We start from the raw sequence: 14737 nt of genomic DNA on the forward strand, positions 1-14737 counted from the left end.
ATAAGAATAATTCTCTAGCAAAGAAATAAAAAAACGCCTTAAATACAAATAAAAAAGACTTTATTATTTTTTTAGTACTTTTTTAACTGACTTATGACATAATCGATTTCATCAATTGTGTTTAATTTACTAAAAGAAAACCGTACAGATGTTTTCTTTTCTTCTTTTTCATCTAAAAACTCCTGTAACACATGAGATCCTTTACTACTTCCACTTTGACAAGCACTACCTCCAGAAACAGCTACTCCAGACAAATCTAAATTAAATAACAACATTTTATCTTCAATAGGAAATTGTAAGTTCAATATTGTATAACTTGTTTTTTCTACTGACTCTCCGTTAACCTTTACATTTAGAATTATTTCTTTTACTTTATCTACAAAGTACTTTTTTAATCCTAAAATATACTCTTTATCTTTTTCTAAATCTTCATAAGCTATAGTTAACGCTTTTTCCATACCAACTATGGAGTGTACATTTTCTGTGCTTGACCTAGCTCCTTTTTCCTGCTCTCCTCCATGTAACATCGGTAGTATTCCTATACCTTTTTTAAAATAAGCAAATCCTACTCCTTTAGGTCCATGAAATTTATGAGCGCTTGCTGCAATAAAATCTATTGGTGTTTTTTGTAAATCTAAATGATAATGCCCTATAGCCTGTACTGTATCTGAATGAAAATACGCTTCATGCTCTTTACATAATACTACCACATCTTCTATAGACAGTAAATTACCTATCTCGTTATTTACATACATTAAACTCACCAGAGTTTTTTTCTTTGATTTATTTAGTAAGTCCCCCAGACTCTCCATTGAAACAGTTCCGTTTTCATTTACCCTAACATAATCTACAGTTATTTTGTATTCTCTTTCTAAAAACTTAACTGTATTTAAAACTGCATGGTGCTCTATCTTAGAAGTAATAATTCTTTCAACTCCTAAATTTAAAACTGCATTAAATAAAATTAGATTGTCTGCTTCTGTTCCTCCAGCTGTAAAAATAATTTCACTTGAAGACACATTAAAATGTTTTGCTATATTTTTTCTAGCTGTTTCTACCGCAGCTTTAGCTTTCCTACCATATTGATGAGTAGATGATGGGTTACCAAAATTTGTTAGCATTGATTGTTGAACAGCTTCAATAACTTCAGGCAACATAGGTGTTGTTGCTGCATTGTCTAAGTAAACAGATTTCATAGGGCAAAAATAAGGTTTTCTTTCTGATAGTTAAGCTTTCAAAAAATTACTGATTTTGAAAAATATATACCTCGGTAGCTCCTTGTCCATATTTTTGATAAGAAGCATCATAATATTTAACTGGATAGTTATTTAATAAGTATTGTAACTCAGTTTTTAAAACCCCATCTCCTACTCCATGTATTAAAACTAGTTTTGATATTCTTTTAGATATACAGTATTCTAATTTATGTTTTGCTGTATTGATTTGTATTGATAAAATATCAAAATTATCCATTCCTCTTGTAGACTTAACCAACTTTTCAGCATGTAAATCTACTTCCATTACTATTTCTTTTTTATCTTTTACAAAAGATGTTTTTTTCTTCTTTTCTTTGGATTGAATTTTTGCTTTTAGCATTGGATTATTGATGTCAAAATACTTGCTTAACTCATTTTGATCTACTTCAACTTTTACCAATTCTTTCCTAAGAAAACAATACTCCATTCCGTCCTCATCTTTAACAAAAATCTCTTCATTTTTAATTTTTGTTACAAATCCTCTAATATCAGCATCAATTACTGCCACTTTATTACCGATTTCTAAACACATCCTTAACCTTTATTTAATTAGCTAAAAGGGTATTAGCTTGTATTTTTGCAAATAATTATACTCTGCAAAAGAACTGCAAATAAATGATAAACACTAAGAATATTAATACAAAAATTTTTTTTGAGGAAGCAAGAAAAGAGTTAATCCTTACTGAAGAGCGAAAAGATTTATTACTTGAAATAACTGATACTATTCTTGAAGAGTATCTTGATAGAGAGAAAATAAATTTAAACTTTATTTGTACTCATAATTCTCGTAGAAGTCAATTAGCACAAGTATGGAGTTTCTTTGCTATTGAATATTTCAACTTAAAGAATATGTTTACTTATTCTGGCGGAACAGAAACTACTTCTTTTCATAGAAATACTGTGAAATGCTTACAAAAAACTGGTTTTACTTTTAGTGTAGTTGATTTTTCTCATCAAAACCCAAGATATTTGGTTTCCTTTAACGGAACTAAAAAATCTATCTTAGGTTTTTCAAAATTATACGATCACCCTCAAAACAGTTATCCTTTTATCGCTATTACCACTTGTGATAACGCTGATCAAAATTGCCCGTATATTCCTGATGCAATTGAGCGTTTTCACCTACCTTATAACGACCCTAAAGCATCAGACAATACTGATTTAACTGAAGAAACATATCTAGAAACAAGCAAACAAATTGCTGGTGAGTTGTTTTTTATTTTTGAAAATATTCAACAAAAATTATCTTAGTTTTTATACCTCTATACTTTTATCGTAAGGTATTCTTTCTAGTATGTAATTAATCACATTTATTCTTGCTATTGTTTTTCTATTTGCTCGAATAACTTTCCAAGGAGATATTTCTGTGTTTGTTTTTGAAAACATGGCCTTTTTGTATTCTGTATAATCATCCCAAAGCTCTTGAGCTTTTTCATCTACAGGTGTCATTTTCCATTGTTTTAATGGATTGTTTTTTATATCACTAAATCGTTTCGCTTGTTCTTTTTTATTGATAGACATGTAAATTTTCACCAAACGAATACCTGATTCTAAGATCATACGTTCAAAATCATTTACCTGATTCATAAAAATCTCATATTCTTCTTGCGTACAAAAACCATTAACAGGTTCAACAACCGCTCGATTATACCAACTTCTATCAAAAAAAACTATTTCTCCTGCTTTAGGAAACTGCTCTACATATCGCTGAAAATACCACTGAGTTTTTTGATCTTCATTTGGTTTTGGAAGTGCTACAATTCGCATATGACGAGGGTTAATACGCTCTGTTATTCTACGTATTGCTCCACCTTTTCCCGCAGCATCTCTTCCTTCAAAAATTACAATTATTCGTTCATTTTCTTTTATTGCCCAAGCCTGTAAACGAATTATTTCAACTTGTAATTTTTTTAGTTTTCTTTCATAATCAACATATCGAATTGCTCTTTCTAAATTAAAAGATTTCGACAATAAAGCTTTTAAGCCTCTAGTTGTATTTAGTTTATTTACGTCTCTTTGAGTTAACTTTCCCATTCTTAATCTAAATGTTTTACTGAACGATAATAACGCATTACAATATTTGGATCTGGTGTTAAAATCGTTTGAGCTTCTTCCTTTCCGTCGTAATCAAACTGAGATAATACATGACGCATACACTCAACTCTTGCTTCTTTTTTATTATTCGTCTTTACTACTATCCACGGACTGTAAGCTGTATGTGTTTTACTAAACATTTCGTTTTTATAGTAACTATATCTATCCCATAATTCTTGTCCTCTTTTATCTACAGGACTAAACTTCCAACGTTTTAATGGGTTGTTATTTCGAGAATTGAAACGACGTAATTGCTCATCTTTTGAAATTGAAAGCCAAAACTTTATAACCACCACCCCATCTTCATATAACATATGTTCAAACTCTGGTACTTGCACCAAAAAATTCTGATACTGATCATCGGTACAAAACCCCATTACAGGCTCTACTACTGCTCTATTATACCAGCTACGATCAAAAAAAACTATTTCACCTGGATTTGGCAATTCTTTAATGTAACGCTGAAAGTACCATTGCCCTTTTTCTACTTCTGTAGGCTTATTTAAAGCTACCAAACGAGTAGAACGCGGGTTCATATGTTCCATAAAACGTCGAATACTTCCTCCTTTCCCTGCTGCGTCTCTTCCTTCAAAAATTACTGCTACTCTTTTTTTATTTTTCGCAATCCATCGTTGAAGTTTTACCAATTCTATCTGTAATTTCCTTAACTCTTCTTCATAATCTAATTTAACCTTAACCTTACTTATAGAAATTCCCTTTTCTTTAATTATAGCCAACAACTCTTTATTTGTTGAAACATTTTCAAAATCTTCAATTGTTAATACAGGTTCTTCTTTCATAAGTCTATTAATTATTCTTCTTAATAATTTAACCAAGGTTGTGCTAAAATAATACGATATTTACAGCTATGAAAAAAAATATACTACTTTTATTTATCTTATTTTGTCTTTCTTCTTTCTCACAAAACAAATATTCAAAAGAGTTCAGTTTTATAAATGATAATGATTTATACACCTCTACTTACCAAGACAGATATTATACCAATGGAGCTTTTTTAACATACCGCTTTCTAAGCAAACAACAGGTAGAAAACCTTGATAAAAAAGTATATGAAATTCAATTAGGGCATCATATGTACACTCCTTATAAAGCTATCGTAGAAACCGTTGAAGAACATGATCGTCCCTTTGCTGGTTATTTATTTGGTAGCATAGGCATAAACAGGTTTTACACAAATGAATCTATTTTAAAAACAACCATACAAATAGGTGTCATCGGTTCATCTTCTTTAAGCGAAGAACTGCAAGGCATTATTCATAAAATGTATGGTTTTAGAGAAGCTACTGGATGGGAGTACCAAATAAAAGATGCTTTTGCTCTTAACTTAAAGGCTGATTATATAAAAAAAATAACTAAAGACAATGTTTTTGATCTTAATTGGACTAACTCTGCCAGATTAGGTACTGTTTATACTGATTTATCAACCGGTCTATACACTCGTATTGGTTTCAAACCTTTAGAAAGTATTATTAACTCTATTGCTTTTCACGGAAATCTAAATAATCAAAACACAAACTTCGAGAATAAAGCTGAAGTCTTTTTATACTTAAAACCAATGATACATTATGTAGCCTATGACGCCACTATAGAAGGTAGCTTTTTTAACAACAATAGTCCTGTTACATTTGACGTAGAACCTTTTAAGTTTACAACAGAGTTTGGAATTCGTTTTACAAGTAATCGTTTTAATTTTGGTTATGCTATAAATTATCATACTAAAAAACTTAAAAGTTCGCGTGTTCCTAAAGGGAATTTTTACGGCACAATACAGTTAAATTATCAGTTTAATTAAGCTTATTGCACACCCATAAAAAAATAATTTTTAAAATCATCAAATTAAGATATATTTGTAAGTCTAATAAATAGAAAAATTACTAAATGAAATTTATCGTATCTAGCTCACAATTATTAAAACAACTACAAGTTTTAGGTGGGGTTATAAATAGCAATAACACGTTACCAATTTTAGATAACTTTTTATTTGAACTATCTGAAAACGAATTAAAAATATCTGCTTCTGACCTTGAGACTACTATGTCTTCAGTTATTGAGGTAGAAAGTACTGATACTGGAGCGATTGCTATAAATGCTCGTTTATTATTAGATACTTTAAAAACATTTCCTGAGCAACCACTTACTTTTAAGGTTGAAGGAGATAATACTATTGAAATTATTTCTGAGCAAGGAAAATATGACATGGCTTATTTTAGTGGTGATGAATTCCCTAAGGCTGTAGAATTACCTTCTCCAAGTAGTACGGAAATTCCATCAAACATTTTAGCTACAGCTATATCAAAAACTATTTTCGCTGCTGGTAACGATGATTTACGTCCAGTAATGAGTGGTGTGTTTTTTCAGTTCAATTCAAAAGAATTAACTTTTGTAGCTACTGACGCTCATAAGTTAGTAAAATATACCCGTACTGATATTACTGCTGATAAGTCGGCTGAGTTTATCATGCCTAAAAAACCTTTAAACCTATTAAAAGGTATTTTAGGAGGTTCAGAAAATAACGTAACTATTGAGTATAACGATACCAATGCTAAGTTTACTTTTGACAACGTAGTATTAATCTGTCGATTAATTGATGGAAAATACCCTAATTACGAAGCAGTTATACCAAAAGAAAACCCAAATAAATTAACAGTAGATAGAGCTTCTTTTTTAAACTCTGTTCGTCGTGTATCTATTTTCTCTAGTAAGACTACACATCAAATTCGTTTAAAAATGGCTGGTACCGAGTTAAATATTTCTGCGGAAGATTTAGATTACTCTAATAAAGCTGACGAACGATTGAATTGTGATTATCAAGGAGATGACATGCAAATTGGATTCAACTCTCGTTTTTTAAGTGAAATGTTGAACAACTTAAACTCTAACGATGTTTTAATTGAAATGAGTTTACCAAATAGAGCTGGAATTTTAACTCCAATTGATGGAACTGAAGAAGGTGAACTAGTAACTATGCTTGTTATGCCTGTGATGCTAAACGGGTAATAAATTCTTAATATATAAAATTACAAAAGCCACAGAATCAAAACTCTGTGGCTTTTGTAATTTTATTAACGTCTTTCTCTTTCAAAAATGATAAATAATTGTAAATTTACCTCTTTCAAACTTTATAAATTATAATGGGTAGAATTATTGCAATTGCAAATCAAAAAGGTGGCGTAGGTAAAACTACTACATCTGTAAACTTAGCTGCGGCTTTAGGTGTTTTAGAAAAAAAAGTATTATTAATTGATGCTGATCCCCAAGCAAATGCTACTTCTGGTTTAGGTTTAGACGTTGAAAGTGTAGAAATTGGAACTTATCAGGTATTAGAACATACAATTCCTGCTAAGGATACTGTTTTAAAAACAGACTCTCCTAACGTTGACTTAATCCCTGCTCATATTGATTTAGTAGCCATTGAAATTGAATTGGTAGACAAGCAACAACGCGAGTACATGTTAAAAAATGCGTTAGAGGACATTAAAGATGATTACGATTTTATTTTAATTGATTGCGCTCCATCTTTAGGTTTAATTACCTTAAACTCTCTTGTTGCAGCTGACTCTGTTGTTATCCCTATTCAATGTGAATATTTTGCTTTAGAAGGTTTAGGAAAACTATTAAATACTATTAAGAGTGTTCAAAAAATACATAATCAAGAACTAGAAATAGAAGGTTTATTATTAACCATGTTTGATTCTCGTTTACGCTTGTCAAACCAAGTGGTAGATGAAGTACGTAAACACTTCAGTTCTATGGTTTTTGAAACAATAGTACATAGAAACATTCGTTTAAGTGAGGCACCAAGTTATGGAGAAAGTATAATTTCATACGATGCAACGAGTAAAGGTGCCGTAAATTACTTAAATTTGGCGAACGAAATTTTAACTAAAAACGTATAATCACTGTAAATGGCAAAAGCAACAAAAAAACAAGCTTTAGGTAGAGGTTTATCAGCATTATTAAAAGAAACTGCAGAAGTAAATTCAGCAGAAGACAAAAATGCAGATAAGTTAGTTGGAAATATTATTGAGATTGATATAAACTCAATAGACGTAAACCCATACCAACCTAGAACTTATTTTGATGAAGAAGCGTTGCGCGAACTAGCTAGTTCTATTAAAGAATTAGGAGTTATTCAGCCTATTACTGTACGTAAACTATCTAGTGATAAATTCCAATTAGTTTCTGGAGAGCGTCGTTTTAGAGCTTCTAAACTTATTGGTAACAAAACAGTTCCTGCTTATATTCGTTTAGCTAACGACCAGGAAATGTTAGAAATGGCGTTGGTAGAAAATATCCAGCGTAAAAATTTAGACCCAATTGAAGTTGCTCTTTCTTATCAACGTTTAATTGATGAAATTCAACTTACACAAGAAGAATTAAGTACTCGTGTAGGTAAAAAACGTTCTACAGTTACTAACTATTTGCGTTTACTTAAGTTAGACCCAATTATTCAGACAGGAATGCGTGATGGGTTTATTTCAATGGGACACGGTCGTGCTTTAATTAATGTTGATAGTAATTCTGATCAATTAAACATTTATGAAAAAATTGTTCGTGATAAACTATCGGTACGTCAAACAGAAGAGCTAGTAAAAAACTTAAAAGCTGGTAAGGTTGCTAAAACAGCTAAAAAGAAAGCTTTACCTAATTATATTTCTGAAAGTGTTAAGGATATTAGCGACTATTTCGGACATAAAATTGACGTTACGGTGAACAATCGTGGAAAAGGTAAAATTTCTATCCCTTTTCATTCAGAAGAAGACTTTAATCGTATTAAAAACTTATTAAAGTAATTGAACATACGTACAATCATATTCGTTTTTTTTAGTCTTTTTTTGTTTCAAAATACATTTGCTCAAAAAGATTCTATTGCCGTTAGGGCAAAACAGCTTCAATTAACTAGCGACAAATACAACCCTTTATCTCCTTCAAAAGCAGCTTTTTATTCGGCTATTTTTCCTGGAGGTGGACAAATTTATAATGGAAAATATTGGAAAGCTCCAATAGTATGGGCAGCAATGGGCGCCAGTGCTTATTTTTATATTGATAATAGTGATCAATATGATCGTTACCGAACAGCTTTTAAGCTTCGTAAACAAGGGTTAAAAGACGAATTTACCAGAGAGGATGGAACTGTTCTTATTTCTACTGCTGGTTTAGAAAGTGCTCAAAAAACTTTACGAAAAAATAGAGATTTATCATTATTAACTGGTGTACTTTTATACGTTTTACAAATTGTTGAAGCTAGTGTTAACGCACACTTATTACAATTTGACACAGATGATAGCTTATCTGTAAAACCAGTAATAACTCCAGATCCATTATTTATTGAAGCACCAAAGGTTGGTTTAACACTAAAATATTCTTTTTAAAATGAAAATAGCCTTACTTGGTTATGGTAGAATGGGTAAAGAAATTGAAAAAATTGCTTTACAAAGAGGACATGAAATCGTTATTAAATCTACAGGAGAAAATAATTACGACATTACAAAAGCTGATGTAGTTATTGATTTTAGTATTCCTTCTTCTGCATATGACAACATAAGCAACTGTATTAAAAATAATGTACCAGTTATTTCTGGAACTACTGGCTGGTTAGATAAATACAACGATATTGTTGATTTATGTAATAAAAAAAACGGTGCTTTTATTTATGCCTCTAACTTTAGTTTAGGTGTTAATGTTTTCTTTGAGCTAAACAAACAACTTGCTAAAATGATGAGTACTTTAGAGCAATACAATGTTTCTATTGAAGAAATCCATCATACTAAGAAGCTAGACGCCCCTAGTGGTACTGCAATTACATTAGCTGAAGGTGTTATTGAAAACACAAACAAAAAAGCTTGGGAGCTAGATAAAAAAACATCAGACGAAAATATTTCTATCAAAGCTATCCGAACTCCAGATGTTCCAGGTACTCATACTGTAACTTATAACTCTGAAGTAGATACAATTGATATTAAACACACCGCTCATAATCGTCAAGGTTTTGCTTTAGGTGCAGTAATTGCTGCTGAATGGTTAAATGGTAAAACAGGTGTTTTTACTATGCGAGATGTGTTAAACTTAGGTTAATAGCGTAACAAAAAACTCTAAAAGCACACAAATAATATTGAATTTATTCCTTGCAAGGAAATACAAAATATATAGATTATGACATTTACTGAATGGTTTTTATTCTTCTTACTTATACAAGTTATTCATTTTTTAGGTACTTGGAAACTATATACTAGAGCTGGTAAAAAAGCTTGGGAAGCAGCTGTGCCTGTATATAATGCAATAGTACTAATGCAAATAATAAATCGCCCAAAATGGTGGGTAGTTTTATTGTTTATTCCTATCGTTAACCTATTAATGTTTCCTATTATTTGGGTTGAAACATGTAGAAGTTTTGGCTTTAATAAAAGACCTGACACCATCTTAGCTATTCTAACTTTAGGGTTATACATCTATTATATCAACTACTTTACAAATGCAGAGCATATAGAAAACAGAAGTTTAAAACCTAGATCTCCTTTAGGTGAATGGGTAAGTTCTATTGCTTTTGCTATTATTGCTGCTACTTTAGTGCATACTTATTTTATGCAGCCTTACACCATCCCTACATCATCGTTAGAAAAAACCTTATTAGTTGGTGATTACTTGTTTGTAAGTAAATTTCATTATGGTGCACGTGTTCCTATGACTACAATCGCAGCACCTATGGCACATGACACAATTCCTGGATTAGGTGTAAAATCATTTTTATCTGATGATAAAAATAAAGATGGTTTACTAAATAAACTGTCATTACCTTACATGCGTGTTCCTGGTTTTCAAAAAATTAAACGTAACGATATAGTTGTTTTTAGCTGGCCTTCAGATTCCTTAGCTACAATGTGGGGTGATAATTCTGGAAAATTCACTTATAAACCTATTGATAAACGTACTAACTATGTAAAACGTGCTGTAGGTACTCCTGGTGATAGCTTAGAAGTGCGTGATGGTTATGTGTTTATTAATGGAGAAAAAACGGTATTACCTGATAGAGCAAAGCCACAATGGTTACATATTGTGGACACTAACGGTGAAAAATTTAGTGAAGGTTCTGTAAAGAGATACAACATCAGAGAATGGGGAATGCAAGGAGATAAATATGTATTGAATTTAACTGATGAAGAAGCTGCTTTAATAGCTAAAAACCCTATTGTAAAAAACATTGAAAAGCACATAACTCCAAAAGGAACTTATGATAAATCTGTTTTTCCTCACGACCCAAGATATGCTTGGTCTACTGATAACTTTGGACCTATATATATCCCTAAAAAAGGAGCTACGGTAGAACTAAACTCTAAAACCATACCTTTTTATGAGCAAATTATTCGTAGATATGAGAATAACAACTTAACAATCTTTGGAGATGACATTTACATTAATGGTAAGAAGGCAAAAGAATATACTTTTAAGCAAGATTACTACTGGATGATGGGTGACAATCGTCAACGCTCATTAGACGCTAGAAATTGGGGATACGTACCTTTTGACCACGTGGTTGGTAAACCTGTAATGATTTGGTTAAGTTGGGATGCTAACGCACCTAATTTTATTGCCAAATTAAACTCTATTCGTTGGGATAGAATGTTTACTACTGTTGGAGGTAGTGGTAAGCCTGTTTCTTATCTTTGGTTAGTTTTATTATTAATTGGAGGTTATACTGTATATAGTTTTAGAAAAAGTAAAAAGAAGAAAGCGTAATGTCACTTTTTATCCCTACGTACTTTGCTCCTATTTCACAGTATGCTGCAATCTATAAATCAGACGTAATAACTTTTGAAGTAGAAGATAATTATCAAAAGCAAACCTACCGTAATCGCTGTTATATTTATGGAGCTAACGGTAAACTTGCCTTAAATATTCCTGTTAAACACAAAACAAAAGACGGTAGAAAAAAGACAAAAGACACGTTAGTGGAAAATGATTTTCCTTGGCAACAGCAACATTTTAAGTCGTTACAATCAGCCTATCGCTCTTCTCCTTTTTTTGAATTTTTTGAAGATGATTTACACACTATTTTCAGTAAAAAATACACCTTTTTACAAGACCTAAATATTGATACTCATTTATTTGTAGCAGATGCCTTACAAATTGATCAACAATTTAGTAAAACAACTAGTTACGAATTAAGCCCTGAAAAAACTGATTTCAGATCTTTAGCAATTGCTAAAAAAGGGGTTGAAATAGAAATGGATTCTTATGTTCAAATGTTTGATGATAAATATGGGTTCATACCAAATTTATCTATTTTGGATCTCCTTTTCATGGAAGGCCCTAATACTATTAGCTTTTTAGAAAAAATTAATGTAAATTTGGAATAACCCCCTCTAGTTATTTCATTCTTTCATTATTTTACTTATGGAGTTTTTTAGAGAGTTTTCGCAAAATTTTCATCCTTTATCTGAAGCTGCTTTAAATAAAATATTTGCTATTTTATCTATAAAGAAGTTTCCTAAAAATTATGAGCTAGTTTCTTTAGGTCAGATGCCCACAAATGTATATATCTTAAAAGAAGGAATTATAAGGTCATATAACGTAGACTCCAAAGGAAAAGAACACACAAAAACTCTTTACACTCCCGTAATTACATCAGGTAATTTGGGTGCTTTAATTAAAAACGAGCCTTCTGAATTAATTTATGAATGCTTAACTGACTGTGAAGTTTTAGAATGTAATTATCAAGATTTTTATAGTCTTTCTTTACAATATCATGAGATTTCTATTTTTCACTACAAAATACTACAAAACATATATATTAGGGAAGAATCCAAAATTTTAGAGTTACAGATGTTGGATGCTACTCAGAGGTACAAAAAACTCCAAGAAAACTATCCAAACATTGATAATTTCATTAGTCAATACCATATAGCTTCTTACCTCAATATTACACCAGTTCAACTTAGTAGAATTAGATCTAGTTTTATTTATTAACATATGTTAATGGTTATACTATAAAACTGTTCTAAATTTGTTTTTGTACTTAACAAGTTACATACCCCTTATCATATTCAGACCTAATTTCCCCTTAAAGTTAGGTCTGTATTTTTACTTCAATAACTAAAAGTTTTTTATTAACTTAGTAATTTACCCTCACTATTATCATATAACTTGTTAATTATGAATGATGATATAAAAAACTTTGTTCATCTCTACGTTGACTTGCCCGATTATTTAGTTTCTCTATTTGAAGGCATAGTTACATTTACAGAGTTAAAACCTAAAGAAATTCTCACGAAAGAAGGAGAATACTCAAATGATTTTTTTATAATCAAAACAGGAATTATGCGGTCTTATTTATTGAATGAAAAAGGAACAGAAACCACTAGGGCTTTTTTTATTTCTGGTGATATTTCTGGAGCAAACTCTGCAATGATGCAAAAAATCCCCTCGGAAGTTAACTATCAAGCCTTAACAAACATAAAAGGTTATAAGGGAGATTTTAATAAGCTTATAAAGCTAACATTAAAACATAAAGAATTTAGTTTATTCTACATAAAAGCACTAGAAAACGCATATTTAATAGCTGAAGAACTACTTTTGAATATTTCCACACTTACTTCAACAGAAAGATATATAGCTCTAAAAAAAAGAATACCAAATATTGATAAACTAATTACACAACGACACATTGCTTCATATTTAAACATTTCTCCTGTACAACTCAGTAGAATCAAGAAAAAACTAAAAAATCAATAATTTTTTAACATAAATTAAGAGGCTGTTTACTTATTTTATATATATTTGTCAGCGAAACATTTCCCCCTTTTTAATGTTTCATTCCCCCTTATTATTAAGAAAAGACTTGTTCCCTTTGTGTGCAGGTCTTTTTATTTTATATACCTTTTTACTAAATTATTTATCTGTTCTGAAATGGATAACTTTACTACTACAAAAACATAAACTGTAATAATTAGTATACTTTTTAAAATAATGTTTATTATGGGGTGAATTGGAAAGTCTGAAAAGTAAAACTCAGGTATTGAAAAGTTCCAAAAATTAAATCCTAAAAACATTATTAAGACAATAAGAATCATTAAAAATGTTTTATTAGTAAAAGGCGTCATATTAAACTTTTCTTTTACAAACCATAGTTTAAATGTATTAAATATTAAAACTGTAATAAGCGTTGCTAGTGCTAATCCTTTCGTTCCCATTTCTAAATCATTAAAAAAGTAAATATTTAAAAAATATACAGAAAAGGCCATTCCTAAACCTACAGGTAAAGTAATACGATAAAATTTAGAATTGCTTATAATAGCACCATTACTACCTAATGACATTAAAAATAACTTTGCAGACGAGATTAATAATACTACTAGTACTCCTTCTTTTCCATAATTTTTATTCGGCATCAGCCTGAATAATTCCTCCACATTACAATTCACTAGGACAAAAAACAGTCCACCAATCAACAATAAGTTAATAGAACTTTTTTTGTATAAATTCTCTGTTTCTTTAGGATTATTTTCATTAAGTGCCTTAGAGGTTAATGGCTGTAAAATTTGTCCCATAGCTCTGCTTGGGGCTTCTATAAACGATCCTATAAACACAGCTACTGTATAATATGCAGCTGTAGCAAAACCTTCTTTGCCTGGTATCATTACTTTATCTATATCTAAAATAATAGCCCCAGCACTACCTGCTAAAATAATATAAAAAGTATATCTCAATACTTCTTTAAAGTTACTTGGTAAACTAAATGTAAATTTTGGTGTATACAAACGAAAAGCGTATGTCATCATTAGTAAAACTCTAAATATATATGCTACCGACATATAAATTAAAAACTCTTCTTTAGATATTACATTAAAGTACACAGCTAAAAGCAAAACCATTACTGCCACTCTATTGTATAATTCTTTTAAAAGATTTCCAAAAACTGACTGCATTTGTACCCTTGCCCAAGAGTAAAACACTTCAAAATAAGCACATGCAACAGCTATTATATAAATATAGATTGTGTAGTCTTCAATTATTAAATTCTCATTAGCTCCACTTTCTACTACATAACTCATAATCCAATCATGAAAGAAATTCCAAAAATACCCTATTGGAATTGCTATGAATAATGGTAAAAAAATTATGGTGCTTAAAAACTTATCTTTTTCTACCTTCGATGTATACCCTGAAAAAAACTTTATTATAGTAAAATGAACTCCGAAAGCTGTTATGGGCATTATTAAATTTGAAGCAGAAAATACATAGGTTGCTAACCCATAATACTCATCACCTAAAAATCGTGTATATAATACTAGGGTATTAATACCTCCAATTAAAAATCCTAAATAAATTATTAAGGTGTTTCTGAATGATTGTTTAAATACAATTCCCAA

The 14737-nt window shown here is 30.5% G+C and carries 16 protein-coding genes; 11 read left to right on the top strand and 5 right to left on the bottom strand.

What is annotated here, in order from left to right; genetic code table 11:
• Positions 1-71 precede the first annotated feature (71 nt).
• Positions 72-1196, bottom strand: coding sequence for a cysteine desulfurase family protein (locus ACTPNM_RS11935; RefSeq protein ID WP_440121995.1), 1125 nt, complete (start codon positions 1194-1196; stop codon positions 72-74).
• A gap of 46 nt (positions 1197-1242) precedes the next feature.
• Positions 1243-1788: a Smr/MutS family protein gene (locus tag ACTPNM_RS11940; RefSeq protein ID WP_440121996.1), complete on the bottom strand. Its 546-nt coding sequence runs from the start codon at positions 1786-1788 to the stop codon at positions 1243-1245.
• A gap of 83 nt (positions 1789-1871) precedes the next feature.
• On the opposite strand from ACTPNM_RS11940, the gene ACTPNM_RS11945 reads away from it, so the two are divergent.
• A complete protein-coding gene (locus tag ACTPNM_RS11945; RefSeq protein ID WP_440121998.1) occupies positions 1872-2507 on the top strand; it encodes a hypothetical protein in 636 nt (211 codons plus the stop codon).
• A gap of 3 nt (positions 2508-2510) precedes the next feature.
• Here the strand turns inward: ACTPNM_RS11945 and ppk2 (ACTPNM_RS11950) are convergent, their stop codons facing one another.
• Both ppk2 (ACTPNM_RS11950) and ppk2 (ACTPNM_RS11955) read right to left on the bottom strand, forming a co-directional pair.
• Complete coding sequence (ppk2, locus tag ACTPNM_RS11950) at positions 2511-3290, bottom strand: polyphosphate kinase 2 (RefSeq protein WP_440121999.1); 780 nt, start codon at positions 3288-3290, stop codon at positions 2511-2513.
• Positions 3291-3292: 2 nt separating this feature from the next.
• Positions 3293-4150 carry a polyphosphate kinase 2 gene (gene ppk2, locus ACTPNM_RS11955; protein ID WP_440122000.1) on the bottom strand — a complete coding sequence of 286 codons (858 nt, stop codon included), beginning with the start codon at positions 4148-4150 and terminating at the stop codon, positions 3293-3295.
• Between the two features lie 68 nt (positions 4151-4218).
• Between ppk2 (ACTPNM_RS11955) and ACTPNM_RS11960 the strand changes: the two genes are divergently transcribed.
• From ACTPNM_RS11960 to ACTPNM_RS12005, 10 genes are all read left to right on the top strand, one after another.
• Positions 4219-5163 carry a lipid A deacylase LpxR family protein gene (locus tag ACTPNM_RS11960; protein WP_440122002.1) on the top strand — a complete coding sequence of 315 codons (945 nt, stop codon included), beginning with the start codon at positions 4219-4221 and terminating at the stop codon, positions 5161-5163.
• An 86-nt stretch (positions 5164-5249) separates the two neighbouring features.
• Positions 5250-6368: a DNA polymerase III subunit beta gene (gene dnaN, locus ACTPNM_RS11965; protein WP_115900742.1), complete on the top strand. Its 1119-nt coding sequence runs from the start codon at positions 5250-5252 to the stop codon at positions 6366-6368.
• A 134-nt stretch (positions 6369-6502) separates the two neighbouring features.
• A complete protein-coding gene (locus tag ACTPNM_RS11970) occupies positions 6503-7267 on the top strand; it encodes a ParA family protein (protein ID WP_274640403.1) in 765 nt (254 codons plus the stop codon).
• A 9-nt stretch (positions 7268-7276) separates the two neighbouring features.
• The gene (locus tag ACTPNM_RS11975; RefSeq protein ID WP_047789667.1) at positions 7277-8164 is read left to right on the top strand and encodes a ParB/RepB/Spo0J family partition protein; all 888 of its coding nucleotides are present in this window, start codon (positions 7277-7279) and stop codon (positions 8162-8164) included.
• 42 nt (positions 8165-8206) lie between these two features.
• Entirely contained in the window at positions 8207-8743 is a 537-nt protein-coding gene (locus ACTPNM_RS11980) for a DUF5683 domain-containing protein (protein WP_440122005.1), read from the top strand.
• 1 nt (position 8744) lies between these two features.
• A complete protein-coding gene (gene dapB, locus ACTPNM_RS11985) occupies positions 8745-9446 on the top strand; it encodes a 4-hydroxy-tetrahydrodipicolinate reductase (protein WP_440122006.1) in 702 nt (233 codons plus the stop codon).
• A 78-nt stretch (positions 9447-9524) separates the two neighbouring features.
• On the top strand, positions 9525-11105 hold the full coding sequence (lepB, locus tag ACTPNM_RS11990) for a signal peptidase I (protein ID WP_440122007.1): 1581 nt from the start codon (positions 9525-9527) through the stop codon (positions 11103-11105).
• Entirely contained in the window at positions 11105-11725 is a 621-nt protein-coding gene (locus tag ACTPNM_RS11995) for a WbqC family protein (RefSeq protein ID WP_440122008.1), read from the top strand. The genes lepB and ACTPNM_RS11995 overlap by 1 nt, the downstream gene beginning before the upstream one ends.
• Before the next feature lie 37 nt (positions 11726-11762).
• Positions 11763-12335 (top strand): Crp/Fnr family transcriptional regulator, encoded by a 573-nt coding sequence (locus ACTPNM_RS12000; RefSeq protein ID WP_440122009.1) that lies wholly within the window; start codon positions 11763-11765, stop codon positions 12333-12335.
• 186 nt (positions 12336-12521) lie between these two features.
• Positions 12522-13100, top strand: a complete 579-nt coding sequence (locus tag ACTPNM_RS12005; protein WP_440122010.1) for a Crp/Fnr family transcriptional regulator — start codon at positions 12522-12524, stop codon at positions 13098-13100.
• 131 nt (positions 13101-13231) lie between these two features.
• On the opposite strand, the gene ACTPNM_RS12010 is transcribed toward ACTPNM_RS12005, so the two are convergent.
• Entirely contained in the window at positions 13232-14737 is a 1506-nt protein-coding gene (locus ACTPNM_RS12010; RefSeq protein WP_440122011.1) for a lipopolysaccharide biosynthesis protein, read from the bottom strand.

This window comes from Tenacibaculum sp. Ill (genome assembly GCF_051938915.1).
GTDB classification, from domain to species: domain Bacteria; phylum Bacteroidota; class Bacteroidia; order Flavobacteriales; family Flavobacteriaceae; genus Polaribacter; species Polaribacter larymnensis.

Excerpts from the sequence above, each read along its gene's own strand:
- lepB (WP_440122007.1), top strand. The coding sequence starts at position 9,525 with ATGACATTTACTGAATGGTTTTTATTCTTCTTACTTATACAAGTTATT.
- ppk2 (WP_440122000.1), bottom strand. The coding sequence starts at position 4,150 with ATGAAAGAAGAACCTGTATTAACAATTGAAGATTTTGAAAATGTTTCA.
- ACTPNM_RS11945 (WP_440121998.1), top strand. The coding sequence starts at position 1,872 with ATGATAAACACTAAGAATATTAATACAAAAATTTTTTTTGAGGAAGCA.
- dapB (WP_440122006.1), top strand. The coding sequence starts at position 8,745 with ATGAAAATAGCCTTACTTGGTTATGGTAGAATGGGTAAAGAAATTGAA.
- ppk2 (WP_440121999.1), bottom strand. The coding sequence starts at position 3,290 with ATGGGAAAGTTAACTCAAAGAGACGTAAATAAACTAAATACAACTAGA.
- dnaN (WP_115900742.1), top strand. The coding sequence starts at position 5,250 with ATGAAATTTATCGTATCTAGCTCACAATTATTAAAACAACTACAAGTT.
- ACTPNM_RS11970 (WP_274640403.1), top strand. The coding sequence starts at position 6,503 with ATGGGTAGAATTATTGCAATTGCAAATCAAAAAGGTGGCGTAGGTAAA.
- ACTPNM_RS11960 (WP_440122002.1), top strand. The coding sequence starts at position 4,219 with ATGAAAAAAAATATACTACTTTTATTTATCTTATTTTGTCTTTCTTCT.
- ACTPNM_RS11975 (WP_047789667.1), top strand. The coding sequence starts at position 7,277 with ATGGCAAAAGCAACAAAAAAACAAGCTTTAGGTAGAGGTTTATCAGCA.
- ACTPNM_RS12005 (WP_440122010.1), top strand. The coding sequence starts at position 12,522 with ATGAATGATGATATAAAAAACTTTGTTCATCTCTACGTTGACTTGCCC.
- ACTPNM_RS11935 (WP_440121995.1), bottom strand. The coding sequence starts at position 1,196 with ATGAAATCTGTTTACTTAGACAATGCAGCAACAACACCTATGTTGCCT.
- ACTPNM_RS11940 (WP_440121996.1), bottom strand. The coding sequence starts at position 1,788 with ATGTGTTTAGAAATCGGTAATAAAGTGGCAGTAATTGATGCTGATATT.
- ACTPNM_RS11995 (WP_440122008.1), top strand. The coding sequence starts at position 11,105 with ATGTCACTTTTTATCCCTACGTACTTTGCTCCTATTTCACAGTATGCT.
- ACTPNM_RS12000 (WP_440122009.1), top strand. The coding sequence starts at position 11,763 with ATGGAGTTTTTTAGAGAGTTTTCGCAAAATTTTCATCCTTTATCTGAA.